This window comes from Pseudomonas sp. Y5-11, assembly GCF_022368695.1.
In the GTDB taxonomy this organism is placed as follows: Bacteria; Pseudomonadota; Gammaproteobacteria; order Pseudomonadales; family Pseudomonadaceae; genus Aquipseudomonas; species Aquipseudomonas parakoreensis.
Genome location: NZ_CP058974.1, coordinates 4,980,741 through 5,005,782, shown reverse-complemented (window position 1 = coordinate 5,005,782; position 25,042 = coordinate 4,980,741). Strand labels below are relative to the sequence as shown.

The 25,042-nt window shown below is 58.9% G+C and carries 20 protein-coding genes and 1 rRNA gene; 11 read left to right on the top strand and 10 right to left on the bottom strand.

Features of this window, described 5'->3' with window-relative positions:
- The first annotated feature begins 6 nt into the window (after positions 1 to 6).
- Together rrf and mrdA are read left to right on the top strand one after the other, a co-directional pair.
- A 5S ribosomal RNA gene (rrf, locus tag HXW87_RS22305) occupies positions 7 to 122 on the top strand.
- Between the two features lie 236 nt (positions 123 to 358).
- A complete protein-coding gene (gene mrdA, locus HXW87_RS22300) occupies positions 359 to 2,251 on the top strand; it encodes a penicillin-binding protein 2 (protein ID WP_095668711.1) in 1,893 nt (630 codons plus the stop codon).
- 75 nt (positions 2,252 to 2,326) lie between these two features.
- On the opposite strand, the gene HXW87_RS22295 is transcribed toward mrdA, so the two are convergent.
- From HXW87_RS22295 to HXW87_RS22275, 5 genes are all read right to left on the bottom strand, one after another.
- Positions 2,327 to 2,998: a hypothetical protein gene (locus HXW87_RS22295; RefSeq protein WP_239777776.1), complete on the bottom strand. Its 672-nt coding sequence runs from the start codon at positions 2,996 to 2,998 to the stop codon at positions 2,327 to 2,329.
- A gap of 84 nt (positions 2,999 to 3,082) precedes the next feature.
- A complete protein-coding gene (locus HXW87_RS22290) occupies positions 3,083 to 3,289 on the bottom strand; it encodes a helix-turn-helix transcriptional regulator (protein ID WP_003226632.1) in 207 nt (68 codons plus the stop codon).
- Between the two features lie 9 nt (positions 3,290 to 3,298).
- Complete coding sequence (locus HXW87_RS22285) at positions 3,299 to 3,904, bottom strand: DUF2975 domain-containing protein (protein ID WP_239777775.1); 606 nt, start codon at positions 3,902 to 3,904, stop codon at positions 3,299 to 3,301.
- A 218-nt stretch (positions 3,905 to 4,122) separates the two neighbouring features.
- Positions 4,123 to 4,527, bottom strand: coding sequence for a lysozyme inhibitor LprI family protein (locus tag HXW87_RS22280; RefSeq protein ID WP_239777774.1), 405 nt, complete (start codon positions 4,525 to 4,527; stop codon positions 4,123 to 4,125).
- A gap of 58 nt (positions 4,528 to 4,585) precedes the next feature.
- Complete coding sequence (locus HXW87_RS22275; protein ID WP_047295304.1) at positions 4,586 to 5,506, bottom strand: ADP-ribosylglycohydrolase family protein; 921 nt, start codon at positions 5,504 to 5,506, stop codon at positions 4,586 to 4,588.
- A 186-nt stretch (positions 5,507 to 5,692) separates the two neighbouring features.
- Between HXW87_RS22275 and HXW87_RS22270 the strand changes: the two genes are divergently transcribed.
- Positions 5,693 to 6,181, top strand: coding sequence for an SRPBCC family protein (locus HXW87_RS22270; RefSeq protein WP_239777773.1), 489 nt, complete (start codon positions 5,693 to 5,695; stop codon positions 6,179 to 6,181).
- A complete protein-coding gene (locus tag HXW87_RS22265; RefSeq protein ID WP_239777772.1) occupies positions 6,174 to 6,989 on the top strand; it encodes an aminoglycoside phosphotransferase family protein in 816 nt (271 codons plus the stop codon). Before HXW87_RS22270 ends, HXW87_RS22265 begins: the two co-directional genes overlap by 8 nt.
- A 465-nt stretch (positions 6,990 to 7,454) precedes the next feature.
- Here HXW87_RS22265 and acnA read toward each other — a convergent pair whose 3' ends face one another.
- Positions 7,455 to 10,196 carry an aconitate hydratase AcnA gene (gene acnA, locus HXW87_RS22260; RefSeq protein WP_239777771.1) on the bottom strand — a complete coding sequence of 914 codons (2,742 nt, stop codon included), beginning with the start codon at positions 10,194 to 10,196 and terminating at the stop codon, positions 7,455 to 7,457.
- Between the two features lie 222 nt (positions 10,197 to 10,418).
- On the opposite strand from acnA, the gene rlmM reads away from it, so the two are divergent.
- The gene (rlmM, locus tag HXW87_RS22255; protein ID WP_047295298.1) at positions 10,419 to 11,492 is read left to right on the top strand and encodes a 23S rRNA (cytidine(2498)-2'-O)-methyltransferase RlmM; all 1,074 of its coding nucleotides are present in this window, start codon (positions 10,419 to 10,421) and stop codon (positions 11,490 to 11,492) included.
- Positions 11,493 to 11,670: 178 nt separating this feature from the next.
- Positions 11,671 to 11,922, top strand: coding sequence for a sulfurtransferase TusA (gene tusA, locus HXW87_RS22250; protein ID WP_007961802.1), 252 nt, complete (start codon positions 11,671 to 11,673; stop codon positions 11,920 to 11,922).
- 49 nt (positions 11,923 to 11,971) lie between these two features.
- Here tusA and HXW87_RS22245 read toward each other — a convergent pair whose 3' ends face one another.
- On the bottom strand, positions 11,972 to 13,381 hold the full coding sequence (locus HXW87_RS22245; protein ID WP_047295296.1) for an MATE family efflux transporter: 1,410 nt from the start codon (positions 13,379 to 13,381) through the stop codon (positions 11,972 to 11,974).
- A gap of 236 nt (positions 13,382 to 13,617) precedes the next feature.
- On the opposite strand from HXW87_RS22245, the gene pdxB reads away from it, so the two are divergent.
- Positions 13,618 to 14,760, top strand: coding sequence for a 4-phosphoerythronate dehydrogenase PdxB (pdxB, locus tag HXW87_RS22240; RefSeq protein ID WP_239777770.1), 1,143 nt, complete (start codon positions 13,618 to 13,620; stop codon positions 14,758 to 14,760).
- A gap of 163 nt (positions 14,761 to 14,923) precedes the next feature.
- Here pdxB and HXW87_RS22235 read toward each other — a convergent pair whose 3' ends face one another.
- Positions 14,924 to 15,103, bottom strand: a complete 180-nt coding sequence (locus HXW87_RS22235) for a PA1571 family protein (RefSeq protein WP_027611439.1) — start codon at positions 15,101 to 15,103, stop codon at positions 14,924 to 14,926.
- A gap of 256 nt (positions 15,104 to 15,359) precedes the next feature.
- Here HXW87_RS22235 and HXW87_RS22230 point away from each other — a divergent pair, with 256 nt between their 5' ends.
- On the top strand, positions 15,360 to 17,138 hold the full coding sequence (locus tag HXW87_RS22230; protein WP_131671823.1) for an ABC transporter transmembrane domain-containing protein: 1,779 nt from the start codon (positions 15,360 to 15,362) through the stop codon (positions 17,136 to 17,138).
- Positions 17,139 to 17,221: 83 nt separating this feature from the next.
- On the opposite strand, the gene HXW87_RS22225 is transcribed toward HXW87_RS22230, so the two are convergent.
- Positions 17,222 to 19,150: a transglycosylase SLT domain-containing protein gene (locus HXW87_RS22225; protein WP_047295292.1), complete on the bottom strand. Its 1,929-nt coding sequence runs from the start codon at positions 19,148 to 19,150 to the stop codon at positions 17,222 to 17,224.
- 214 nt (positions 19,151 to 19,364) lie between these two features.
- Between HXW87_RS22225 and HXW87_RS22220 the strand changes: the two genes are divergently transcribed.
- The gene (locus HXW87_RS22220; RefSeq protein WP_239777769.1) at positions 19,365 to 21,287 is read left to right on the top strand and encodes an ATP-binding cassette domain-containing protein; all 1,923 of its coding nucleotides are present in this window, start codon (positions 19,365 to 19,367) and stop codon (positions 21,285 to 21,287) included.
- A gap of 75 nt (positions 21,288 to 21,362) precedes the next feature.
- Here HXW87_RS22220 and HXW87_RS22215 read toward each other — a convergent pair whose 3' ends face one another.
- Positions 21,363 to 21,800, bottom strand: a complete 438-nt coding sequence (locus tag HXW87_RS22215) for a universal stress protein (RefSeq protein WP_047295289.1) — start codon at positions 21,798 to 21,800, stop codon at positions 21,363 to 21,365.
- A gap of 103 nt (positions 21,801 to 21,903) precedes the next feature.
- On the opposite strand from HXW87_RS22215, the gene HXW87_RS22210 reads away from it, so the two are divergent.
- Together HXW87_RS22210 and fadB are read left to right on the top strand one after the other, a co-directional pair.
- Entirely contained in the window at positions 21,904 to 22,341 is a 438-nt protein-coding gene (locus HXW87_RS22210) for a hypothetical protein (RefSeq protein WP_182402561.1), read from the top strand.
- Between the two features lie 538 nt (positions 22,342 to 22,879).
- Positions 22,880 to 25,027: a fatty acid oxidation complex subunit alpha FadB gene (gene fadB, locus HXW87_RS22205; RefSeq protein WP_047295284.1), complete on the top strand. Its 2,148-nt coding sequence runs from the start codon at positions 22,880 to 22,882 to the stop codon at positions 25,025 to 25,027.
- Positions 25,028 to 25,042 lie beyond the last annotated feature (15 nt).

The window sequence follows — 25,042 nt, the reverse complement described above, 5'->3', positions numbered from 1 at the left end:
GAATTTCTTGACGACCATAGAGCGTTGGAACCACCTGATCCCATCCCGAACTCAGAAGTGAAACGATGCATCGCCGATGGTAGTGTGGGGTTTCCCCATGTGAGAGTAGGTCATCGTCAAGATTAAATTCCGAAACCCCAATTGCGAAAGCAGTTGGGGTTTTGTTTTGCCCACAGGAAAGTGCTTGGCTCGCCAAGATCAGACGATACAGGTGTTCCAACCGTCGCCAGGACTGCCATTGGAGAAAAACCTTCTGAAGTGACCACTCGGTTTTTGGTATGGTGCAGCTCGTTTTTTAACGGATTGATGTCATGCCCATGGATCGGCGCTCAAATTATGTCAAAGAGTTGCTGTAGAAATGCCTGAACCCATCCCGATCAAAGATCACGAAAAAGAGAAGCGTTTGGTCAACAAACGGTTGATCGCCTGCGCTCTGTTTGTCTTTGCTATCAGCTGCGCGCTGGTGGTGCGCTTGTACATCCTGCAAGTGGTTGAATTCGACTACCACTCGACCATCTCTGAAAACAACCGCGTGCACGTCTTGCCGATTCCGCCGACGAGAGGCCTGATCTACGATCGCAATGGCGTGCTGCTCGCTGATAACCGTCCTAGTTACAACCTGATCATCACCCGCGAACGCGCCACTGATGTTAATCAGGAGCTGGACGAGGTGATCAATCTGCTGCATTTGCCAGCTGAAGATCGTACGGTTTTCGATAAGGCCATGAAGCAGTCCCGTCACCCGTTCACCCCGGTGACGCTGTTCTATGGACTGACGGAGGAGCAAATCGCCGTGTTGGCGGTTAACGAGTTCCGTTTGCCGGGCCTCGATGTCGAGCCGCAGTTCGTTCGGCATTACCCGCTGGGTCCGCACTTTGCGCATTCAATCGGTTACGTTGGCCGGATTAACGAAAAAGAATCCAAAACCCTCGACTCGGTGGAATACCGCGGCACTCAATCCATCGGTAAAACCGGCATTGAACGCTTCTACGAAGCGCAACTGCACGGTCACGTTGGCTACGAGGAAGTTGAGACCAACGCCCAAGGCCGAGTGTTGCGAGTGCTCAAACACACCGATCCGGTCCCTGGCAAAAACATCGTTCTAAGTCTCGACGTCAAACTACAGGAAGCTGCTGAAGCCGCACTGGGCGACCGCCGTGGTTCGGTGGTGGCTCTCGATCCATCCACTGGTGAAGTGCTGGCCATGGTCAGCAATCCGAGCTTCGACCCGAACCTGTTCGTCACCGGTATCAGCTCCAAGGAATACTCGGCGCTACGCGATTCCATCGATCGGCCGCTGTTCAACCGTGTGCTACGCGGCCTGTATGCACCGGGTTCGACCATCAAACCTGAAGTGGCGATTGCCGGCCTTGATGCCGGTGTTGTGACCCCGCAGACACGAGTCTTCGACCCGGGCTATTACCAGCTCCCGGATTTCGATCACAAGTACCGCAACTGGAACCACAGCGGCGATGGCTGGGTGGACATGGATGCGGCGATCATGCGTTCCAATGACACCTACTTCTACGATCTGGCGCACAAGCTCGGCATCGATCGCCTGCACGACTACATGGCGATGTTCGGCCTCGGCGAAAAAGTCTCGCTGGACATGTTCGAAGAGTCGCCCGGTTTAATGCCATCTCAGGCCTGGAAACGCGCCACGCGCCGTCAAGCCTGGTTCCCTGGGGAAACAGTAATCCTGGGCATCGGCCAAGGCTACATGCAGGTCACGCCGCTACAACTGGCTCAGGCCACCGCACTGATCGCCAACAAGGGCGTTTGGAATCGACCGCACTTGGCGAAGACCGTCGATGGCGTTGCGCCGGTCGACGAGCATCCTATGCCGAATATCCTGCTGAAGAACCCGCGTGACTGGGATCAGGTCAACCACGGCATGCAGATGGTGATGCACGATGCCCGGGGTATCGCGCGCGCCGCAGCGGCCGGTGCGCAGTACCGCATCGCCGGCAAGAGTGGTACGGCGCAGGTGGTGGCGATCAAGCAGGGTGAGCGTTACAACCGTGAGAAAACTCTCGAACGGCATCGCGACAACGCCTTGTTTGTCGGCTTCGCTCCGGCAGAGCATCCGAAGATCGCCATCTCGGTGATGATCGAAAACGGTGAGGCCGGTGGTCGGGTTGCCGGTCCCGTGGTGCGGCAGATCATGGACGCCTGGCTACTGGACCAGGACGGCCACCTCAAGCCGCAATACGCGGCGCCGGCCAAGCCGCCGGGTGACCCGCACGTGTAGCCGGAATGCGCTTCACCGCTCCGGCTCACGTGGGCTACGCCGTGAAGCTGTCGAGACAGAGGTTTGGGTAACAGTCTATTTGCAGCTGTAACCCTCGGGCATCGTGACGCTGTAGTTGCGTTGCACGCGATCCTGGAAGTTCAGGTTCTGCAGGCCCTGCTCGACCAGAAAGACTTCGACCTTAGCGGCCTGACAGTCCTCGTTATAAGACGACGCCCGCAGCAGATACACCGTGCGTTTGCTCGCCTCATCCCGGGCGGTGGCAATAAAGGTACTTAAGGTGGTATAGCCGATTCGCTCCGAAGTACCTACCGGACCATAGGTCGTATTGGGCTTACTGGTGCAGGTCAGTCGATCATCTTTCTTCTTGGTATTTTTGCAAACGGTCGTAGTACTGGTTGGCACTTGCCCATAGTCGGTAGCGGTATAACGGTAAGACACTTGCCGGCTGCCGATATCGAGGCTGATGGTCATTTTGATCGGTGCGTGATTTCTGGGCAGGCTGGCGTCGGTATAGACCTCTTGAAAACCCCTGTCTTTCAATGCGTTGACCATGTCGCGGAGATAGTAGCGGGCATTCAGTGCGTTTTCATCAGCGCCATTCGTCGAGGTCACCAGTACGGTTGCCTTTCGGTCGAACTGATAGTCCGGATCAGGAATTGCATTGAGTGCTACGTCAAATTGTGTGGCGCAGCCGCTGAGTGACGCTGTCAGCAATAACAGCGCGCATAACAAATAACGGGACATGACAAAGCCGCCTTGAAACTAAGGATTGAATAAGCGTTAAACGATTGGGACCTGCGACAAATAACTCGCCGTCCGGAGAATGTCTCAGTCTTTCTGGTATTCCAGCAGATCGCCCGGCTGGCAATCGAGCGCAGCGCAGAGCTTGTCCAGAGTTGCCATCTTCACGCCTTTGACTTTGCCGTTTTTGAGCAATGACAGATTGGCCTCGGTTATTCCGAGCAAGGCGGCTAACTCTTTCGAGCGAATTTTTTGCGTGGCCATGACGACGTCAAGGCGGACGATAATGGTCATTATGTTGTTCTATATGTATTGGCTTTGCTCATCGCTGAGTACTTTTGCGTCACGCATGATAATTGAAAAAATACAGAGTAATACGCCTTTGATTATCTCGTAGGCAGAAGCGGAAGACAGGCCGATCGAGAACTGGAAAATCCGATCCCCCGGCGGCAGATCTATCGACAACGCCAGACCTTGCAAGGTCTCTATTAGCGGGTAGCTTGCCGGAGAAACGATGCAGAGTACGCCCACTCGCCAGAGCACCCTGATGTTGCGGTCGGTCCATGTTTCGCCGCGCGACAAGCGCAGAAAAAACAACCCGGTCAGCCATAACGCGTAAGCCGACAGGACAACGGGCAGGAAATCCAGAAAGACGATCAGCGCAGTGACCGTTGATGACAGCCAGGTGTCAGGATCAAGCAATGCACCTTCGACAAACGGGTCAAGCAATTGCGGCGAGCCTTCTGCAAAGGCATAAAGCAGGCTTGCCAGCATTTCATCCTTCTTGAAGAACCAGATCGTCACGTTGCCACCGACCTCCGTCACCCCCAGAACCCAGACAAGAATCGCAGCCAGCAGACCGATCCAATGCATGCGCTGCGGCGCCAATCCGTTGATGTGAGTACTCATGAAAATTCCTGGTTGTTACAATTTGGTAGCGAATTCTCGATGATAAATTATCTGATTACAATAATTAGTTTGTATTTTGTTGCTGCGCCACATTCTTATGTTCCGGCTCCGCGCAGTCGTTGGTAATGGTGCGGAAATCGATTCACTGACCACCGAGCCGAAGCTGCGCCAAGTGTGGAATCAACAAACCTGGCGGCAAGACCGAAGCCACTACACAATCAAATCCCTGGCACCGGGCAACTCATGTCACCTTCCTGACACTTCAAATACTGCTTCAGCGCCTCAATCCGTGCCTTGGTCACAGCGGTCAGGCAATTGCTGTAGATCAGCGGATAAACACTCCCGCCCTCGACGCCGGATGCCGAAAACTTGCACTCGGTATCGCGAAACCCGATCCACGCTCGCTGCGCACCCACCAGCAGCTTCTTGCGGTCAGGGTTGTCCTTCAAACGGCCGATGATCTGCTGATACATCGCGTTCAACTCCTTGTCAGTCGACTTGAATTCCTGCCCGGCACACTGGTTCATGGTGGCCTGATCGCTGGCATTGGCGCAGTCGACGGCAGCGTGGGCGAGGGGGCTGAACAGAAAGGGTGTCAGGGCCAGAAGCAGGCGTGGCGACATTGGGTAATCTCACTGAGTCGGATGGAAAGTGCAGTGCAGTCTAGCGGCTATGGAGCTTCTAATCAGGGACGCGTAGCCGGGAGGCGTCGAGCAGGCGATCTGCGGTGGCTGCAATCTCCTCGCCGTCATGGAGCATTTCCAGCCAGTGGGCGGGAATCGACCGAATGCCGTAGTAGGCCCCGGCCAATTGGCCGACGATCGCGGCAGTAGTATCGGCATCATCGCCCAGGTTGGCGGCTTGCAGAATCGCCGCAGCGAAACCGTCAGTGTGATGAAAACACCACAGCGCCGCTTCCAGCGACTCGACGCTGTAGCCGCTGCCACGGATTTCGCTCGCCGACTTTGCGAGGTAATCACCTCGGGCGATGGCTGCGACTTTTGGCTGAACGAAGGTTGTGTCTGGCAATTTGCGCAATTCTGACTTGGAGGCGCCTAGCAGTGCTTTGCTGAGCACTTCGGCAAATAATTGACAGCATTCGATGGCTTCAGGTGCAGCATGGGTGGTTCGCGAACTGTCACTGGCGAACTGGCGAATCTGCCGGGCATCAGGGAAATAAAACAGCACCACCGGCACCAGGCGCATCAGCGACCCGTTGCCGGCGGTAAACGGGTCGGTAGATCCCGCGAACGGCTGACCGGTTTGCTGATACCGCGACAGCGCCTGGCTGACCGTCATGCCGATATCGAAACAATCACCGGTTGAACTGAGATACCCCCATTGCCACCAATTCAGATAGCGTCCCATCTGGTCCGCGGCATCGAATGTGTTTTTCCTCAGCAGGCTCTCCGCCAGGCACAGCGCCATCGAGGTGTCATCCGTCCATTGCCCGGGTTTCAAGTGAAAGGGGCCGCCACCGACCATGTCCGTCAGCGGCTGGAATGAGCCTCTTGGCCTGAACTCCACCGTGGTGCCGACGGCGTCGCCGCAAGCGAGGCCGAGCAGGGCGCCGCGATAACGTTCGGAGAGAGAGGGCTGCATGCTTCGTCCTTGTCTGTGTCTATCTCGCAGGAAACGGTAACAGGTTCATCGCAGGGAGGCGCTCGTTTCAATGAACGGAAATGCCGCCGAATGTTTCCTTTGGATTGGACAGGTGCAGCCCTTTGATACAACTTCAGGTTGGACATGTGGTCATACAAGCCTACTGTTCAAAACAGGAGGTGACTTATGAAACCGGTACCCAATAGTTTCGAACGAAAAATCGCGCTCAAGGCGCCACGTTCATATGTCTGGCGTGCATTGGTCGATGCCGAGGCGTTTGGCCAGTGGTTTGGTGTGGCACTGGAGGGCAGGCGGTTCATTGCCGGGGAATGGACGCAAGGGCAGGTCACGTATCCCGGTTATGAGCATGTGCTGTGGAACGTACTGGTGGAGCGGGTGGAGCCGCAGCAGCTGTTTTCGTTTCGCTGGCATCCGTACGCGGTCAATCCGAACATCGACTATTCCCAGGAGCCGACAACGCTGGTCAAGTTCGAACTGGAGGATTACGAGAGCGGCACATTGCTCAAGGTGTCCGAGTCCGGTTTTGCGCATATCCCCGATGTGCGGCAGAAGGAGGCGTACTACATGGACAGTCGTGGCTGGGAGGAGCAATTGAGTCGACTTGAACAGTTTCTCGCCGAAAGTGCGAAGACGCGCGAGCGTGATGGTGACTGATAGCGCAGTATTTGAACCCTGGCTGCAACGCTGGGCGCTGGTACCGGATGGTGAGCCGATCATCACCCCGGGTAGCCGTTTGTTACCGGTGAATTACGGTGATGCGCCGGCCATGCTCAAGATCGCACTGGATACCGACGAACAGTACGGCAATCGGCTGATGGTCTGGTGGGACGGTGACGGCGCCGCGCAGGTGCTGGCCAATCATGAGAACGGTCTGCTGCTGGAACGGGCGATGGGGCGGCGTTCGCTGATGCACATGGCGCTTCATGGTGAAGACGACGACGCCACCCGGATCATGTGCACGGCGCTGGCGCGCTTGCATGCGCCGCGTCCGACGCCATCACCGCCGCTGGTGGAGCTGGCACCGTGGTTCGCGTCGCTGCGAGTGGCCGCCGCCAAACATGGCGGCGCTTATGCCTTGAGCCTGCAAACGGCTGAAGCGTTGCTCGCAGACCCGCAGGATGTGGTGGTGTTGCACGGAGACATGCACCACGACAATGTCCTTGATTTCGGTAAGCGCGGCTGGCTGGCGATCGATCCAAAGCGGGTACGCGGTGAGCGTGGTTTTGACTACGCGAACCTGATCTGCAACCCGGATTTGCCGACGGCTGGTGATGTCGAGCGTTTCCGGCGGCAGGTCGACGTCATTGTCGAGGCCGCCATGCTGGATCGCCAACGGTTGCTGCAGTGGGTGCAGGCGTTCGCCGGGTTATCTGCCGCCTGGTTTATGGAGGATGACCAGCAGGAGCAGGCCATCGGACAGCTGAGCGTCGCGTACATCGCGGCCTGCATGCTCGGTGCCTGACGAGCGTAGGGGTTTTCGGAAGGGGTTCTATAGCGAATGTCTTACACGCGGTGGTAGCTTTTGCGACTATTGCCGATTGGATCCACGGCGTAATCTACACCCATCAACTGAGACACAGGGAGTGTTTCAGGATCACGGATGATCGACCATTAGCAAGGATCGCTGCCGACAGGGAGTCGATAATGGTCTTGGGAAAAACCCGCTTCGGCGGGTTTTTTTTCGCCTGTAGAAAAGTACATCACCCTGTAGGAGCTGCCGCAGGCTGCGATCTTTTTGATCTTGCTTTTGAAAGCNGGAGTCGATAATGGTCTTGGGAAAAACCCGCTTCGGCGGGTTTTTTTTCGCCTGTAGAAAAGTACATCACCCTGTAGGAGCTGCCGCAGGCTGCGATCTTTTTGATCTTGCTTTTGAAAGCCAAAATCAAAAGATCGCAGCCTGCGGCAGCTCCTACAGGGAAACGTATTTTCAGGAAGCAATCAGTTGGCGCAGGACGTAGTGCAGAATCCCGCCCGACTTGAAGTACTCCACCTCATTCAACGTATCGATGCGGCACAGCACGTCGAGCTTCTCCTGGCGGCCGTCCTCGCGAGTGATGACCAGGGTCAGGTTCATGCGCGGCGTCAGCTCGACGCCAGTCAGCCCCTGGATATCAAGGGTTTCCTTGCCGGTGAGGTTCAGGCTCTTGCGGTTCTGATCGAGCTTGAACTGCAGCGGCAACACGCCCATGCCCACCAGGTTGGAACGGTGGATGCGCTCGAAGCTTTCAGCGATCACCGCTTTGACACCCAACAGGTTGGTGCCCTTGGCCGCCCAATCGCGGCTGGAGCCGGTACCGTATTCCTGACCGGCGATTACCACCAGCGGCGTGCCCGAGGCCTGATAACGCATGGCGGCATCGTAAATCGGCATTTTCTCGCCGCTCGGGATGTAGATCGTGTTGCCACCTTCTTCGCCGCCGAGCATCTCGTTACGAATGCGGATGTTGGCGAACGTGCCGCGCATCATCACCTCATGGTTGCCACGTCGTGAGCCGTAGGAGTTGAAGTCCCGCGGTTCCACGCCTTTCTCGCGCAGATAGCGCCCGGCCGGGCTGTCAGTCTTGATGTTGCCGGCCGGGGAGATGTGGTCAGTGGTCACCGAATCACCGAGCAGCGCCAAAACCCGCGCACCCTTGACGTCAGTGATCAGCGGCAATGGGCCGGAAATGTCGTCGAAGAACGGCGGATGCTGGATGTAGGTCGAATCGTCCTGCCACACATAGGTGGCAGCTTGCGGCACCTGGATCGCTTGCCACTGTTCATCGCCGGCAAACACCTCGGCGTATTCCTTGTGGAACATCGCGGTGTTGACCTGATTCACCGCATCGGCGATTTCCTGGCTGCTCGGCCAGATATCGCGCAGGTACACCGGATTCCCTTGCTGGTCGTTACCCAGAGGCTCGCTGCTGATGTCAGTGCGCACACTGCCAGCCAGAGCATAAGCGACCACCAGCGGTGGCGAGGCCAGCCAGTTGGTCTTGACCAGCGGATGCACCCGGCCTTCGAAGTTACGGTTGCCGGACAGCACCGACGCCACGGTGAGGTCAGCTTTCTGAATGGCCTTCTCGATTGGCTCGGGCAATGGCCCGGAGTTGCCGATGCAAGTGGTGCAGCCATAACCGACCAGCGAAAAACCGAGCTGATCAAGGTATTGCGTCAGCCCGGCTGCCTTGTAGTAGTCGGTGACCACTTTCGAGCCGGGCGCCAGCGAACTCTTGACCCAAGGCTTGCGCGTCAGGCCTTTCTCCACGGCTTTTTTCGCCAGCAGACCAGCCGCCATCATCACGCTCGGGTTGGAGGTGTTGGTGCAGGAGGTGATGGCGGCGATCACCACCGCGCCGTTTTTCAGGCGATAGGTGTGGCCTTCATATTCGTATTCGGTTTCGCCGACCAGATCGGCGTTGCCCACGGCCACCCCACCGCCGCCCTCGCTTTCCAGGCGGCCTTCTTCCTTGCTGGTGGGCTTGAATTGCAGGTCCATGAAATCACTGAAAGCCTGCGCGACATTCGGCAACGAGACCCGGTCCTGCGGGCGCTTTGGCCCGGCGAGGCTGGCTTCGACGCTGCCCATGTCCAGCGCCAGACTGTCGGTGAACACCGGTTCCTGACCGGGCAGGCGCCACAGGCCCTGAACCTTGGTGTAGGCCTCGACCAGTTTCACCACTTCAGCCGGGCGACCGGACAGGCGCAGGTATTCAAGGGTTACGTCATCGACCGGGAAGAAGCCGCAGGTCGCGCCATATTCCGGGGCCATGTTGGCGATGGTCGCGCGGTCGGCCAGGGGCAGGTCGGCGAGGCCGTCACCGTAGAATTCGACGAATTTGCCAACCACACCTTTCTTGCGCAGCATCTGCGTGACGGTCAGCACCAGGTCGGTGGCGGTGATGCCTTCCTTGAGTTTGCCAGTGAGTTTGAAGCCGATCACTTCCGGGATCAGCATCGACACCGGTTGGCCGAGCATCGCCGCTTCCGCCTCGATTCCGCCGACGCCCCAGCCGAGTACGCCGAGGCCATTGATCATGGTGGTGTGGGAGTCGGTGCCGACGAGGGTGTCGGGGAACGCGTAGGTGCGGCCGTCCTCATCCTTGGTCCATACCGTGCGCCCGAGGTATTCGAGGTTGACCTGGTGGCAGATCCCGGTGCCCGGTGGCACCACGCTGAAGTTGTCGAAGGCGCTCTGGCCCCAGCGCAGAAACGCGTAACGCTCGCCGTTGCGCTGCATCTCGATGTCGACGTTCTGTTCGAAGGCGCTAGGGGTGGCGAATTTGTCGACCATCACTGAGTGGTCGATCACCAGATCCACCGGCGACAGCGGGTTGATTCGCTGCGGATCGCCGCCGGCCTTGGCCATCGCTGCACGCATCGCAGCGAGGTCGACCACGGCGGGGACGCCGGTAAAGTCTTGCATCAATACCCGGGCAGGGCGGTACTGGATTTCCCGATCTGAGCGGCGCTCCTTGAGCCAGGCGGCGATGGCCTTGAGGTCGGCGCCGGTGACAGTTTTTTCATCTTCCCAGCGCAGCAGATTTTCCAGCAGGACTTTCAGCGACATGGGCAACTGGTCGATGTTGCCCAGGCTTTTCGCGGCATCCGGCAGGCTGAAATAGTGGTAGGTTTTTTGGTCGATCTGCAGTGTTTTAAGGGTCTTCAGACTATCGAGGGATGGCATTACGATCACTCCTTTGAGTCCGCACGGCTACGGACTGAGGGGACGGGCAGAGCTATCAACGTAGCCCTGTTTTCAGTAGCTGGCTAATAACTGGACTCTATCGATAAGTCCAAGGTTCCGAACTCGGCTATCATGCGCCGGTTTTCGTGACAGGCTTTGCTTCACCGCAAGGCTTGAGCAGCGTGCAGGGGCCGAATGTCCGCCCTCTGCCCAGGAGTAAGAATGAACACCCTATTCATGCATTGCCGGCCAGGCTTCGAAGGCGAAGTCTGTTCGGAGATTTCCGACCTCGCCGCCCAGTTGAATGTGGCCGGTTACGCCAAGGCCAAACCGGCCACCGCGTACGCGGAGTTTGTCTGCAGCGAAGCAGACGGCGCCGAACGCCTGATGCGCGGCCAGCGTTTCGCCGAGCTGATTTTTCCGCGCCAGTGGGCGCGCGGTGTATTCATCAATCTGCCGGAAACCGATCGCATCAGCGTGATCCTCGAGCAGATGGCGGACTTCCCGGTCTGCGGCAGCCTGTGGCTGGAAGTGGTCGATACCAACGATGGCAAAGAGCTGTCGAACTTCTGCAAGAAGTTCGAAGGCCCGCTGCGCAAGGCGCTGACCGGTGCCGGCAAACTGGTGGACGACGCCAGCAAACCGCGCCTGCTGCTGACCTTCAAAAGTGGCCGCGAAGTGTTCCTCGGCCTGGCCGACGCCGGCAACTCGGCGATGTGGCCGATGGGCATTCCGCGCCTGAAGTTTCCGCGCGAAGCGCCCAGCCGTTCGACCTTGAAACTGGAGGAGGCCTGGCACCATTTCATCCCGCGTGATCAGTGGGATGAGCGCCTGCACAGCGACATGACCGGTGTCGACCTCGGTGCGGCACCCGGCGGTTGGACCTGGCAACTGGTCAACCGCGGCATGCTGGTGACTGCCATCGACAACGGCCCGATGGCCGAGAGCCTGATGGACACCGGACTGGTGCAGCACTTGATGGCCGACGGCTTCACCTTCAAGCCCAAGCAACCGGTGGACTGGATGGTCTGCGACATCGTCGAGAAGCCGGCGCGTAACGCGGCGATGCTGGAAGAATGGATCGGCGACGGTCATTGCCGCGAAGCGGTGGTCAACCTCAAGCTGCCGATGAAACAGCGCTATGCCGAAGTGAAGCGCTTGCTCGAGCGCATCGCCGATGGCTTCAAGGCGCGCGGGATCAAGGTCGATATTGGCTGCAAGCAGCTGTATCACGACCGCGAGGAAGTGACCTGTCATTTGCGTCGGCATGACATCAAGAAAGCCAAATCCCGCTGAGTCACCATTAAACCCTGTGGGAATGTCTCTGTGGTGAGGGGATTTATCCCCGAGGGGGATGCAGCGCATCCCCACTCTTTGAGGCCGCTTCGCAACCCATCGGGGATAAATACCCTCGCTACAGATGACTGAGCACCCGGCAATGCGCGACAATGCCGGCCAGTTTCAGGAGTGAATCATGAGTGAAATGATCGATACCCCGGTCGACGGCACCCTCGACGCCACCGGTCTCAATTGCCCGGAGCCGGTAATGATGCTGCATCAGCACATTCGTGATCTGGTGCCGGGCGGCCTGCTCAAGGTGATCGCCACCGATCCCTCGACCCGTCGCGACATTCCCAAGTTCTGTGTGTTTCTCGACCACGAACTGGTGGGGCAGCACGAAGAGGCCGGTACTTATCTGTACTGGATCCGCAAGAAGTCCAATTGAATCCGGACAAAAAAAAGACCTGCATGTGCAGGTCTTTTTTTATGGCTGATCAGCCCACCGAACGACTGATCCGAATACGCTTGCGTGCACTGCGCGTCAGGCGAATCGACAACATCAGCGCCGCGCAGCTCAGGCCGACAATCAGCCCTTGCCACAGACCGCTTGGGCCACGCGGTTCGCCGAGCCAGTCGGTCAGACCGAGGGCGTAACCCACTGGCAGGCCGATGCCCCAGTAGGCGAACAGGGTCAGAATCATCGTTACCCGGGTGTCCTGATAACCGCGCAGAGCGCCGGCAGCCGTCACCTGGATCGCGTCGGAGAACTGGAACAGCGCCGAGTACACAATCAGCATTGCCGCAATCTGGATCACCATCGGATCGGCGGTGTAGATCGACGCGATCGGCTCGCGCAGCAACAGCATCATGCTCGCCGACAGGCAGGCATACGCCAGTGCAGTGCCCATGCCGACGCCGGCGGCGAAGCGTGCTTCCCGCGGCTCTTCACGGCCCAGCGCCTGGCCGACACGCACCGTGACGGCCATGCCCAGCGAATACGGAATCATGAACACCAGCGAGCTGACGTTCAGCGCGATCTGGTGCCCGGCCACCACGGTGGCGCCGAGGCTGCCGATCAGCAGGGCGATCACGGCGAAGATGCTCGACTCGGCAAACACGGCGATGCCAATCGGCAGGCCGATCGCCAGCAGACGTTTGATCACCGCCCATTGTGGCCAGTCGAAGCGGCTGAAGATCTCACTCGAGCGATACGCCGGCGCCCAACGCTCCCAACCGGCCAGACCCAGCGCCATGACCCACATCACGATGGCCGTGGCCCAGCCACAGCCCACGCCACCCATGGCCGGCACGCCGAAGTGGCCATAAATGAAGATGTAGTTCAGCGGAATGTTCAGCGCCAGACCGCACAGACCCAGCACCATCGCCGGGCGGGTACGGCCGATGCCGTCACTGGTGCAACGCAACACGTGATAGAACGCCACCGCCGGCAGCCCGCTGGCAATGCCGTGCAGGTATTGCATGCACGGGCCGATCAGCTCGGGATCGACTTTCATCAGGTGCAGCACCGGCTCGGCGGCGACCAGCATGCACGTGGCGATCAGGCCGACCACCAGTGCCAGCCACAGCGCTTGACGGACAATCGGGCCGATTTCGCTGTGGGTGCCGGCGCCGAAACGCTGGGCGACTTTCGGTGTGGTGGCCAGCAGGGTGCCAGTCATCAGCAGAAACACCGGGACCCAGATCGAGTTGCCCAGTGCTACCGCTGCCAGGTCACGCGGCCCGACACGGCCGGCCATCACCGCATCGACGAAGCCCATGGCGGTGGTCGCCAGTTGCGCGATGATGATCGGCAGTGCGAGGGCGAGCAGATTCCTGAATTCCAGGCGAATTCGCGCGGGGCGGGTGAGTGAGGCAGCGAGCGGTTGATCAGTAACAGAATTCACAGGCAAAGCGTCCACAGGGATTGATGCGCAAGGCGCCGCATTCTACGCCGCTGACGCTTTGGTCAGGAAAAATCCTCTGTTGCGGATTTGTAATCTGTAGGAGCTGCCGCAGGCTGCGATCTTTTGATCTCGATCTCGATCTCGATCTCGATCTCGATCTTGAAAAACAAAATCAAAAGATCGCAGCCTGCGGCAGCTCCTACAGTTAAACTGCCGATCCGCCCAAGGAGCCCGCCATGCTGATTGTTGCCGACGAAAATATCCCCCTGCTCGATGCTTTTTTTGCCGGTTTCGGCGAGATCCGCCGGGTGCCGGGCCGTGCCATCGACCGTGCGACGGTCGAGCAGGCCGATGTGTTGCTGGTGCGTTCGGTGACCAACGTCAATCGTGCTTTGCTCGAAGGCAGCAAAGTGCGTTTCGTCGGCACGTGCACCATTGGTACCGATCACCTCGATCTCGATTACTTCACCGAGGCCGGCATCACCTGGTCCAGTGCACCCGGTTGCAATGCGCGAGGTGTGGTCGATTATGTGCTCGGCAGTCTGATGACCCTGGCGGAAATCGAAGGCGTTGATTTGCCGCAACGTACTTATGGGGTAATCGGTGCCGGTGAAGTCGGCGGTCGGCTGATCAAGGTGCTCAAGGGCCTGGGCTGGAATGTCAAAGTCTGCGACCCGCCGCGTCAGGCAGTCGAGGGCGGCGATTACGTGAGCCTTGAGCAGATCATCGAGCAGTGCGACGTGATCAGCCTGCACACGCCGTTGACCCGTACCGGCGCAGGCGCGACCTGGCATCTGTTCGATGAGCCGCGTCTGCAACAGCTCAAACCCGGTACCTGGCTGATCAACGCCGCCCGTGGCCCCGTGGTGGATAACGCTGCGTTGCGCAACGTGCTGCTGGCGCGTGAAGACCTGCAAGCGGTGCTCGACGTGTGGGAGGCCGAGCCTGAAGTCGATGTCGACCTCGCCGAACTCTGCGTGCTGGCCACGCCGCACATTGCCGGTTACAGCCTCGATGGTAAACAGCGCGGCACGGCGCAGATTTATCAGGCTTATTGCGAATTCATCGGTCAGACGCCGACCATCCAGCTCAGTGACTTGTTGCCGGCACCGTGGCTGTCAGAAGTGACCCTGCACGCCGACAGCGATCCGGCCTGGGCACTGGCGATGTTGTGCCGTGGCGTATACGACCCGCGCCGCGATGACGCGGATTTTCGTCGCAGTCTTGTAGGCAATGTCGCTGAACAGCGTGCGGCATTCGATGTGTTGCGCAAGCAGTACCCGGTGCGGCGAGAGATCGAGGGGCTGAAGGTGCGGATCGACGGAGATTCGCAGCAGTTGCAAAAGATTGTGGCGGCGCTGGGGGCGGTGGCTGTCTGAAGTTCCTGTAGGAGCTGCCGGAGGCTGCGATCTTTTGATCTTGCCTTTGAAAAACAAAGTCAAAAGATCGCAGCCTTCGGCAGCTCCTACACAGAACAGAAGAGAACGGCAGGCAGAAAAAACCCGGCCAAACAGGAGCCGGGTCAGGAAGACGGTGGCTATATCACTTTTGTTCGGCAGGCTTGACCAATCGCTTCTCCAGCTCGCGGCACGCGTCCTGGATCATGTCTTCAGTGATCGGTACTTCACGCCCATCCTTGTCGATAATCGAGCAACCCAGAGGTTGGCCGGGCTTGGTGCGGATCACTTGAATTTTGTCATCGCTGCTGTGTTGCAAGGACATGGCCTGTCTCCTCATCAGGTTGTGCACGTAGATTAAAACCGCCACGTGACCAGGCTGTGACAACACCCTTGGGTCTGTCAAAAGCGGCATCTCCACTCCAACAGAAATGACCGCTCGTCTCAACCGGGACATTAGACCAATAGCAACTATGGCCTAGTCTTTGGGGGCATATTTAACCTGACTCATTGTGATTTACAGAGTTCCGCCCCATAGAAGGTTTAGGCTAGCCCTTTCATCAACACGGATGTGTACCTGAATGATCTCGAAGCTTTCTTCCCGGCACCGTCGAGCGCTGAGTCTGACCAGCCGGTTTCTGGCGCCTTATCGTTGGCAAGTCTGCGCTGCGCTGTTGGCGTTGATCGTCACTGCGGCCGTTACTTTGTCGATGGGGCAGGGGATCAAATTGCTGGTCGATCGGGGCTTCATGACGCAGTCGCCGCATCAACTGAACCAGAGCATCGGTATCTTCATGCTGATGGTGTTGGGCCTGGCGATTGGCACCTTCGCGCGGTTTTACTGGGTGTCGTGGATCGGCGAGCGAGTTGTCGCGGATATCCGGCGCGAGGTGTTCAACCATCTGGTCTACCTGCATCCCGGCTTTTACGAGAATAACCGCAGTTCGGAGATTCAATCACGGCTGACCGCCGACACGACGTTGCTGCAATCGGTGATCGGCTCGTCGCTCTCCATGTTTCTGCGCAACCTGTTGATGGTGATCGGCGGAGTAGTGCTGCTGTTCGTGACCAACCCGAAACTCACCAGCATCGTGGTAATCGCCTTGCCCTTCGTGGTCGCGCCGATTCTGATTTTCGGGCGGCGCGTGCGCAATCTGTCGCGGTTGAGTCAGGATCGGGTCGCCGACATCGGCAGCTACGTTTCCGAGACGCTCGGGCAGATCAAAACCGTTCAGGCCTACAACCATCAGGTGCAGGATGAACGCCGTTTCGCCACGACGGTCGAGGACGCGTTTGATACTGCGCGCAAACGGATCTTTCAGCGCTCCTGGATGATTACCGTGGTGATCGTGCTGGTGCTCGGCGCGGTGGCGGTGATGTTGTGGGTCGGCGGCATGGACGTGATAGCCGGGCGCATTACCGGGGGTGAACTGGCGGCATTCGTTTTCTACAGCCTGATCGTCGGCAGTGCCATCGGTACGTTGAGCGAGGTCATCGGCGAGTTGCAGCGTGCGGCGGGTGCCGCCGAGCGCATTGCGGAGTTGCTCAGTTCGCAGAACATCATCCAGCCACCGACCCTCGGGCTGGTGACGTTGCCAGAACGGATCAAAGGCGAGTTGCAATTGCAGAATGTGCACTTTTCCTACCCGTCGCGTCCGGACAGCTATGCCATCAGCGGCTTGAGCCTGACCATCAGGGCTGGTGAAACCCTGGCCCTTGTCGGGCCTTCCGGTGCCGGTAAATCCACGGTGTATGACTTGTTGCTGCGCTTCTACGACCCGCTTGAAGGCCGGATCCTGATTGACGGGGTGCCGCTGACGAGCCTCGATCCGCTGGATCTGCGGCGCAATTTCGCTTTGGTCTCGCAATCGCCAGCGCTGTTTTTCGGCAGCGTCGAAGAGAATATTCGTTACGGCAATGCCGACGCGACACTGGAGCAGGTCAAGGAAGCGGCAAGAATTGCCCACGCCCATGACTTCATCGAGAAGATGCCCAACGGTTATCAGACTCATCTGGGGGACGCTGGCCTCGGCCTTTCCGGCGGCCAGCGTCAACGTCTGGCGATTGCCCGCGCGTTGCTGGTGGATGCGCCGATTCTGCTGCTGGACGAAGCCACCAGCGCTCTCGATGCCCAGAGCGAACATCTGATCCAGGAAGCGCTGCCAAGCCTGATGCACAACCGCACCACGCTGGTGATTGCGCATCGCCTGGCCACGGTGAAGAACGCCGACCGGATCGCCGTGATGGATCAGGGCCGATTGGTCGCAATCGGTACGCATCAGGAGCTGATCGTGAGCAATCCACTGTATGCGCGGCTGGCGGCGTTGCAGTTCAACGACGGGCATGCGATGGCGGTGTAGAACCGCCGAAGGCTTTTCTGGCAGCAAAAAAATGCCCGCATCGATGGATGCGGGCATTTTTCATTTCAGGTATTCAGCACCTGTCATTGATCGTCGAAATACCGCTCATGCCAATCCACCAGCGGCTGCGGCGAATTGAGTTTCTGCCCGTAGATCACCGAGTACGACAGCACGTTCTGCACGTACTGGCGGGTTTCGTCGAACGGGATGCTTTCCACCCACACATCGAAGCTCAGGTGATCGGCGCCGCGCAGCCACTGGCGCACGCGGCCGGGACCGGCGTTGTAGGCGGCGGAGGCCAGGACGCGGTTGCCGTTGAACTGGCTGTGCACCTGGCTCAGGTAAGCGGCGCCGAGCTGGATGTTCTTGTCCGGATCGAGCACTTGCTGCGGCGAGGCCAGCGGGATGCTGAACTTGCGCGCGGTTTCCTTGGCGGTGCCGGGCATCAATTGCATCAGGCCGCTGGCGCCGACGCCGGAGCGGGCGTCATCCATGAACGCGCTTTCCTGGCGGGTGATGGCGAACACCCAGCTCGAATGCAGGCCGCGCGTCTTGGCTTCACGCACCAAGGTGTCGCGGTGGGCCATCGGGAAGCGGATATCCAGGTCGTCCCAGTATTGCGCCTGACTGATGGTGCGAATGGCCGGGAAGTACCATTTCAGGTCGTAAGCCAGTCTGGCCTGGGCGACCATTTCGTCACGATTGAAATGGCGGCTGACGTGATACCACTCGCGGCGCCCGTCGACGATCTGCCCGCGCGCATGGAATTCCAGAGCGCGACGCACACCGGGGGTATTACGCACTTTGTTGATGGTGGCCTGGCTGAGCACCAGCGGCTTGTTCATCAGCGAGTAAGGCAGTTGCGAGCGGTCGGCGGCGAGGAAGCCGTAGAAGTCGCGTTCTTTCGCCAGATTCTTGTACAGGGTCTGCGCTTCCGGGTTCTGCGGTTGTGCCAGTTCCAGGCTGCGGGCCTGCCAGTAACGCCAGCGGTTGGTGGTCGCCAGATCCTGCGGCAGCCGACGGGTCAACTGATACGCATCGTCCCAGCGTGCCAGACGCAACAGCAGGCGCAGGCGCCATTCGGACACGGTGTTGTCACGCAGCTCCGGATCGTATTTGGTCATCACGTCCAGCGCGCGGCTGTCGAAACGCCGAGCCAGGGTCAGGCCGATTTCCCGGGCAATCGCGACTTTTTCGTCACGGGAAAAATGCATGCTGCTGGCGTATCCGTCGAGCAGGGCCATGGCCTTGTCCGGGTCCTGACGGGCGAGGCGGCGCAGGCCGAGGCTGACCACGTCGGACATCGGCTCGTCAGCGGGAGTGAAGCGCGACGGCTGATTGAGCAGTTCGGGTTTCTGCGCCACATCCACCAGCAGCCGACCGCGTGGGGCGAGGGTGGTGAGGCCGTTGACCAGGCTGTTGGCCAGTGGATAGTTGCGCGCCTGGGCGGCAAGTTTGGTGCGCTCCCAGCGTTTCTGCTCGGTCAACTGGCCATCGGCGGCCCAGATCCCGAACAACCCGTCACAGGCGGCCGGTTGCGATTTGCCGGTCAGCCACAGTTTGTCGGCGTTGGCATAGCCCTCGGCCTTGTGGCCGCTGCTGATCTGGTACTGCGCATTGAGGCAGTCCAGTTCGGTGAAGTTGAGTTTCGGGTCGTAATACTTGACGAAAGTTGCCCAGTCACCACGGTCAGCGAGCCAGCGCAACCAGCGCAGTTTCATCCAGTTGGCCTGTGGCAGGTCGCCGTGCTCGGCGAGGAATTTCTCGATTTCCTCATTACTGGCGGTCTTCAGACGCGCGGTCAGTTCGTCGTAAGCCAGGTACGGTTCCAGCGGGTAATCGGCCAAGGCCTGGCTGTAACGAAAGTACGGGCCGGTATCGCCCTTGGCCAGTGCGCGCTTGGCTTCATCGTAATACTGGCGTTGGGTCGACAGGTCCACCGCCTGGGCGGATTGAGCGGCAGCGGCGGTAAGTAGCAAACAGGACAAGACACTGAAAAGGCGACTGCGCATGAGACATCCGGGCAGAGAAATCATGACAAGTACCGGCCGCGGCCAGCACTGAATTGTCTGTAGCTTAGCCTTTTGCCAGCAACGGGCGAAAGCTTTGCGGGTCTTGCAGCACAAGTTCGCAACAAATGTTGTGCAGAGTGCTTCAGCAGACAAATTGCCGGCCTGCTGAGGACCTGATTCAGGTAGAATGCGCGCCCGGTTTTTGGAGAAGCTCATGACCCTGCTCAAATTCAGCGATGTGTCCCTTGCATTCGGCGCGATGCCGTTGTTGGACAAGGTGTCCTGGCAGATCGCCCGTGGTGAGCGGGTGTGCATCATCGGCCGCAACGGCACTGGCAAATCCAGCATGATGAAACTGGTCAAGGGCGACCAGAAACCCGATGACGGCTCGGTGTGGCGTGCCCCCGGTCTGAAAATCGGTGAATTGCCGCAAGAATTGCCGGTGGCCGACGGGCGGACGGTATTCGACGTGGTTGCCGAGGGTCTGGACGGTGTTGGCGCCTTGCTCGCCGAATACCATCACTTGAGCCAGAACATCGTCACCGACGCCGATCTGGACAAGCTGATGCACGTTCAGCACGACCTCGAAGCCCGTGACGGCTGGCGTTTGCAGACGCTGGTCGACAGTACCCTGAGTCGCCTGCAACTGCCGGCCGACAAGACTCTTGCCGAGTTGTCCGGCGGCTGGCGTCGCCGCGTGCTGCTGGCGCAGGCGCTGGTGTCCGAACCGGATTTGCTGTTGCTCGACGAACCAACCAACCACCTGGACATCGGTGCGATTGCCTGGCTCGAAGAAGCCCTGAAGGATTTCCAGGGCGCCGTCCTGTTCATCACGCACGACCGTTCCTTCCTGCAAAACCTCGCCACGCGCATCCTCGAACTGGATCGCGGCGGTCTGATCGACTGGAACGGCGACTACGCCAGCTTCCTCGTGCATAAAGAAGCCGCGCTGGCTGCTGAAGAAACCGCCAACGCGCTGTTCGACAAGCGTCTGGCTCAGGAAGAAGTGTGGATCCGTCAGGGCATCAAGGCCCGTCGCACCCGTAACGAAGGCCGTGTGCGTGCCCTGAAAGCCCTGCGCGTTGAGCGCAGCGAACGTCGTGAACGTACCGGCAAAGCGAATATTCAGCTGGAAACGGCAGAGAAGTCCGGCAAGCAAGTGATGGTCCTGGACAACGTCAGCTTCCATCACCCGGACGGTCCGTACCTGATCAAGGACTTCTCGATGGTCCTGCAGCGTGGCGACCGTATCGGTCTGCTCGGCGCCAACGGTACCGGCAAGACCACTCTGCTCAAGCTGATGCTCAACGGCCTGCAACCGACCAGCGGCAAAGTGGAAGAGGGCACCCGGATCGATGTGGCCTACTTCGATCAGTTGCGTCATCAGCTCGATCTGGAAAAGACCGTGATCGACAACGTCGCCGAAGGTCGCGACTTCATCGAAATCGATGGCCAGAGCCGCCACGTCCTGAGCTACCTCGGTGACTTCCTGTTCAGCCCGCAGCGTGCGCGCACGCCGGTGAAGGCGCTGTCCGGTGGCGAGCGTGCACGTCTGTTGCTGGCCAAACTGTTCAGCAAACCGGCGAACCTGCTGGTACTTGATGAACCGACCAACGACCTCGACGTCGAGACTCTCGAACTGCTCGAAGAAGTGCTGCTGACGTTCAACGGCACGGTGCTGATGGTCAGTCACGACCGGGCATTCCTCGACAACGTGGTCACCAGCACTCTGGTCTTCGAAGGTGGAGGCAAAGTCCGTGAATACGTCGGCGGTTATCAGGACTGGATCCGTCAGGGCGGTTCGCCGCGCCTGTTGGGTGTGACCGAGAGCAAGTCGGGCAAGGCTGACCTGAACTCGGCGGTGGTCACTGCTGAACCGGCCCCGGTTGCCGCGCCTGTCGCTGCGGCCCCGGCTGCGAAGAAGAAACTGAGCTACAAGCTTCAGCGCGAGCTGGAAGCGCTGCCGGGCGACATCGACAACAAAGAGCAGCAGATTGCTGCGGTCGAGGCTGAAATGGCCGAAGCCGGCTTCTACCAGCGTCCGCCCGCAGAAACGGCCAAGGTGATTGCTTCGCTGGAGCAGTTGCAGGCTGAGCTGGATGCGCTGGTGGAGCGTTGGGCCGAGCTGGATGCCTGATTGTTTCCAGGCATGAAAAAGCCCGGCGTCCAGTGATGGACGCCGGGCTTTTTAGCTTCTCACAAGGGCCTGGGATCAGCGTTTGACCAGGTGCACCGCCAGCACATCACAAGGTGCGCCGTGCAAAACATCGTTGGCGGTTGAACCCAATAGTAGTGCCAGACCATGTCGGCCATGGCTGCCGACCACGATCAGGTCGCATTCCTGATCCTTGGCGAAGTGGTGGATTTCCTGGCGTGGCTGGCCGTAGGTCAGGTGGCAGTTTGAGCCTTCCAGTTCGGTGTATTTGTGCTTCAGGCGCTCCAGGCGTTCCTTGGCTTGATCGAACTGTTGTTGTTGCAGTTGTGACAGATCCATCGGTACGTCACCCCCAAAGGCCATGGCCATCGGTTCGACGATATGCACCAGCGACAGCTTGGCGCCATTGCTCACCGACAGCTCTCGGGCGCGGTGGATCACAGGGTCGCACTCTTCGGTCAGATCTACGGCGACCAGGATATGGTGGTAGGGCATGAGGTGCTCCTCGTGAGGGATCAATATTGTTAAGTATGGCTGGTTTCAAGCGCATTGGTTCCAGAGTGACACAATGCGCTCACCTTAAGTCGGGAGTAGAGATATGACGGTCTGGTTGGTGGTGTCAATCCTGCTGGTGGTGTTGAGCCCCCTGGCTTGGTTGCGTCCGTCCCGTGCACAGAGTGGCCGGATAGCCTTGCGCATGGAGGCCCGGCGCATCGGGCTGGCCATGCAGCTGGCGCCCCAGGAGTGGCCGCACTGGCTGAGCCAGGAGCCGCCAAACCCGTGCGCGCAATACCATCGGCCACGGCGCGGCAAGCAGCCGGCTTGCTGGACGTATTGGCAGAAAACCCCGGGCGTGTGGGTCAATCAGTGGCAGGAAGTCTGTGAAGATTCGCTCCTGTTGAATCATTTCGAAAAATTGCCGGGCAACGTTTTCAAGGTCGAAGCTGACAAGCAGATGATCGCGCTCTATTGGGGCGAGAAGGGTGACGCTTCGGTTCTGCTGGAAATTGATGCCACGCTGAAAGCACTGGCATGACTCACGGACGTTTCGCGCTGCAACGGTGCGAAACGTCTGGCAGACGAGCAATAAAAAGCCCGACATGATTCATCGGGCGGGGTGGCCAGGCAGGCCGGAAATTCTTTTTGATGTTGATTCGGCGTGTTCCGGTCAACACACGTGCGCTTGTTTTCCTTCGTGGTCCAGCGAGCGTAGCCTGTTAAACAAGGCTTGCAGCGAATTAGGGCGACATTTCTAACTATTAATCTTATGAATACCCTCACATGCAAGCATGTGTCGGCGGCTGCGTCTTACAGAAATGACCGCAAAGTCGCATTTCAACCCGTATTTAGGGCGATTGACAATTGTCGGAAATTCCGTGAAGGTGGCGTACCCAAATCAAACGGGCGTATGAATTGAGCGTTTGTCTTACAGACTGCTCCTACAGAATCCCGACTATCGCGTTGGCGGGTGTGCCGGGTGGATTGGCGTCAGCATCGACGAAAAAGCGTCCTGCCGAGCCATTTACCTGCGTCCGACGTGTACTGTTCAGCTTCCATATCGTGGAGATCAGTTGATGATTTACGAAGGTAAAGCCATCACGGTTAAAGCTCTTGAAAGTGGCATCGTCGAATTGAAATTCGACCTCAAGGGTGAGTCCGTCAACAAGTTCAACCGTCTTACCCTGAACGAACTGCGTCAGGCCGTGGACACCATCAAGGCAGATGCTTCGATCAAGGGCGTGATCGTCAGCAGTGGCAAGGACGTGTTCATCGTCGGCGCCGACATCACCGAATTTGTCGACAACTTCAAGCTGCCGGATGCCGAGCTGGTTGCTGGCAATCTCGAAGCCAACAAGATCTTCAGCGATTTCGAAGACCTCAACGTTCCGACCGTGGCCGCGATCAACGGCATCGCCCTGGGTGGCGGTCTGGAAATGTGCCTGGCGGCGGATTACCGCGTCATGTCGACCAAGGCCAAGATCGGTCTGCCGGAAGTCAAACTGGGCATCTACCCAGGCTTCGGCGGTACCGTGCGTCTGCCGCGCCTGATCGGCGTCGATAACGCCATCGAGTGGATTGCCGCCGGCAAGGAAAACCGTCCTGAAGACGCGCTGAAAGTCAGCGCCGTCGATGCCGTGGTTGCTCCAGAGAAGCTGCAGGAAGCTGCCCTTGAACTGATCAAGCGCGCGATCTCCGGCGAGTTCGATTACAAGGCCAAGCGTCAGCCAAAACTTGAAAAACTCAAGTTGAACGCCATTGAACAAATGATGGCTTTCGAAACCGCCAAAGGTTTCGTGGCAGGGCAAGCCGGCCCGAACTATCCGGCGCCGGTCGAAGCGATCAAGACCATCCAGAAAGCCGCGAACTTCGGTCGTGACAAGGCGCTGGAAGTCGAAGCTGCAGGTTTCGTCAAGCTGGCCAAGACCTCTGCCGCGCAGAGTCTGATTGGCCTGTTCCTGAACGATCAGGAACTGAAGAAGAAGGCCAAGGCCTACGACGAAATCGCCAAGGACGTGAAGCAAGCAGCCGTACTGGGCGCCGGCATCATGGGGGGCGGTATCGCCTATCAGTCGGCCTCCAAAGGCACGCCGATCCTGATGAAAGACATCAACGAGCACGGTATCGAGCAGGGTCTGGCCGAAGCCGCCAAGCTGCTGGTGGGCCGCGTTGACAAAGGCCGCATGACCGCTGCGAAAATGGCTGAAGTGCTCAACGGCATTCGTCCGACCCTGTCCTACGGCGACTTCGGTCACGTCGACCTGGTTGTTGAAGCCGTGGTCGAGAACCCGAAGGTCAAGCAAGCCGTGCTGGCTGAAGTCGAAGACAAGGTCAAAGAGGACACCATCCTCGCGTCCAACACCTCGACCATTTCCATCAGCCTGCTGGCCAAGGCCCTCAAGCGTCCGGAAAACTTCGTCGGCATGCACTTCTTCAACCCGGTGCACATGATGCCGCTGGTGGAAGTGATCCGTGGCGAGAAGTCCAGCGAGCTGGCGATTGCCACCACCGTTGCCTACGCCAAGAAAATGGGCAAGAACCCGATCGTCGTCAACGACTGCCCGGGCTTCCTGGTCAACCGCGTCCTGTTCCCGTATTTCGGCGGTTTCGCCAAGCTGGTCAGCGCCGGTGTGGATTTCGTGCGCATCGACAAGATCATGGAAAAATTCGGTTGGCCGATGGGCCCGGCGTACCTGATGGACGTGGTCGGCATCGACACCGGTCACCACGGTCGTGACGTGATGGCTGAAGGCTTCCCGGATCGCATGAAGGATGACCGTCGCTCGGCAGTCGACGTGCTTTACGAAGCCAAACGTCTGGGCCAGAAGAATGGCAAGGGCTTCTACGCCTACGAGACCGACAAGAAGGGCAAGCAGAAGAAGGTGGCCGATCCGTCGGTGCTGGAAGTGCTCAAGCCGATCGTTTACGAGCAGCGCGAAGTCACTGACGAAGACATCATCAACTGGATGATGATCCCGCTGTGCCTGGAAACCGTGCGTTGCCTGGAAGACGGCATCGTTGAAACTGCTGCCGAAGCCGACATGGGTCTGGTTTACGGTATCGGTTTCCCTCCATTCCGTGGCGGTGCGCTGCGCTACATCGATTCGATCGGTGTTGCCGAGTTCGTTGCCCTGGCTGACCAGTACGCTGATTTGGGCGCGCTGTACCACCCGACCGCGAAGCTGCGCGAAATGGCCAAGAACGGCCAGAGCTTCTTCGGTTAAGCGCCCCCAACTAGA

Excerpts from the sequence above, each read along its gene's own strand:
- mrdA (WP_095668711.1), top strand. The coding sequence starts at position 359 with ATGCCTGAACCCATCCCGATCAAAGATCACGAAAAAGAGAAGCGTTTG.
- HXW87_RS22295 (WP_239777776.1), bottom strand. The coding sequence starts at position 2,998 with ATGTCCCGTTATTTGTTATGCGCGCTGTTATTGCTGACAGCGTCACTC.
- HXW87_RS22290 (WP_003226632.1), bottom strand. The coding sequence starts at position 3,289 with ATGACCATTATCGTCCGCCTTGACGTCGTCATGGCCACGCAAAAAATT.
- HXW87_RS22285 (WP_239777775.1), bottom strand. The coding sequence starts at position 3,904 with ATGAGTACTCACATCAACGGATTGGCGCCGCAGCGCATGCATTGGATC.
- HXW87_RS22280 (WP_239777774.1), bottom strand. The coding sequence starts at position 4,527 with ATGTCGCCACGCCTGCTTCTGGCCCTGACACCCTTTCTGTTCAGCCCC.
- HXW87_RS22275 (WP_047295304.1), bottom strand. The coding sequence starts at position 5,506 with ATGCAGCCCTCTCTCTCCGAACGTTATCGCGGCGCCCTGCTCGGCCTC.
- HXW87_RS22270 (WP_239777773.1), top strand. The coding sequence starts at position 5,693 with ATGAAACCGGTACCCAATAGTTTCGAACGAAAAATCGCGCTCAAGGCG.
- acnA (WP_239777771.1), bottom strand. The coding sequence starts at position 10,196 with ATGCCATCCCTCGATAGTCTGAAGACCCTTAAAACACTGCAGATCGAC.
- rlmM (WP_047295298.1), top strand. The coding sequence starts at position 10,419 with ATGAACACCCTATTCATGCATTGCCGGCCAGGCTTCGAAGGCGAAGTC.
- tusA (WP_007961802.1), top strand. The coding sequence starts at position 11,671 with ATGAGTGAAATGATCGATACCCCGGTCGACGGCACCCTCGACGCCACC.
- pdxB (WP_239777770.1), top strand. The coding sequence starts at position 13,618 with ATGCTGATTGTTGCCGACGAAAATATCCCCCTGCTCGATGCTTTTTTT.
- HXW87_RS22235 (WP_027611439.1), bottom strand. The coding sequence starts at position 15,103 with ATGTCCTTGCAACACAGCAGCGATGACAAAATTCAAGTGATCCGCACC.
- HXW87_RS22230 (WP_131671823.1), top strand. The coding sequence starts at position 15,360 with ATGATCTCGAAGCTTTCTTCCCGGCACCGTCGAGCGCTGAGTCTGACC.
- HXW87_RS22225 (WP_047295292.1), bottom strand. The coding sequence starts at position 19,150 with ATGCGCAGTCGCCTTTTCAGTGTCTTGTCCTGTTTGCTACTTACCGCC.
- HXW87_RS22220 (WP_239777769.1), top strand. The coding sequence starts at position 19,365 with ATGACCCTGCTCAAATTCAGCGATGTGTCCCTTGCATTCGGCGCGATG.
- HXW87_RS22215 (WP_047295289.1), bottom strand. The coding sequence starts at position 21,800 with ATGCCCTACCACCATATCCTGGTCGCCGTAGATCTGACCGAAGAGTGC.
- HXW87_RS22210 (WP_182402561.1), top strand. The coding sequence starts at position 21,904 with ATGACGGTCTGGTTGGTGGTGTCAATCCTGCTGGTGGTGTTGAGCCCC.
- fadB (WP_047295284.1), top strand. The coding sequence starts at position 22,880 with ATGATTTACGAAGGTAAAGCCATCACGGTTAAAGCTCTTGAAAGTGGC.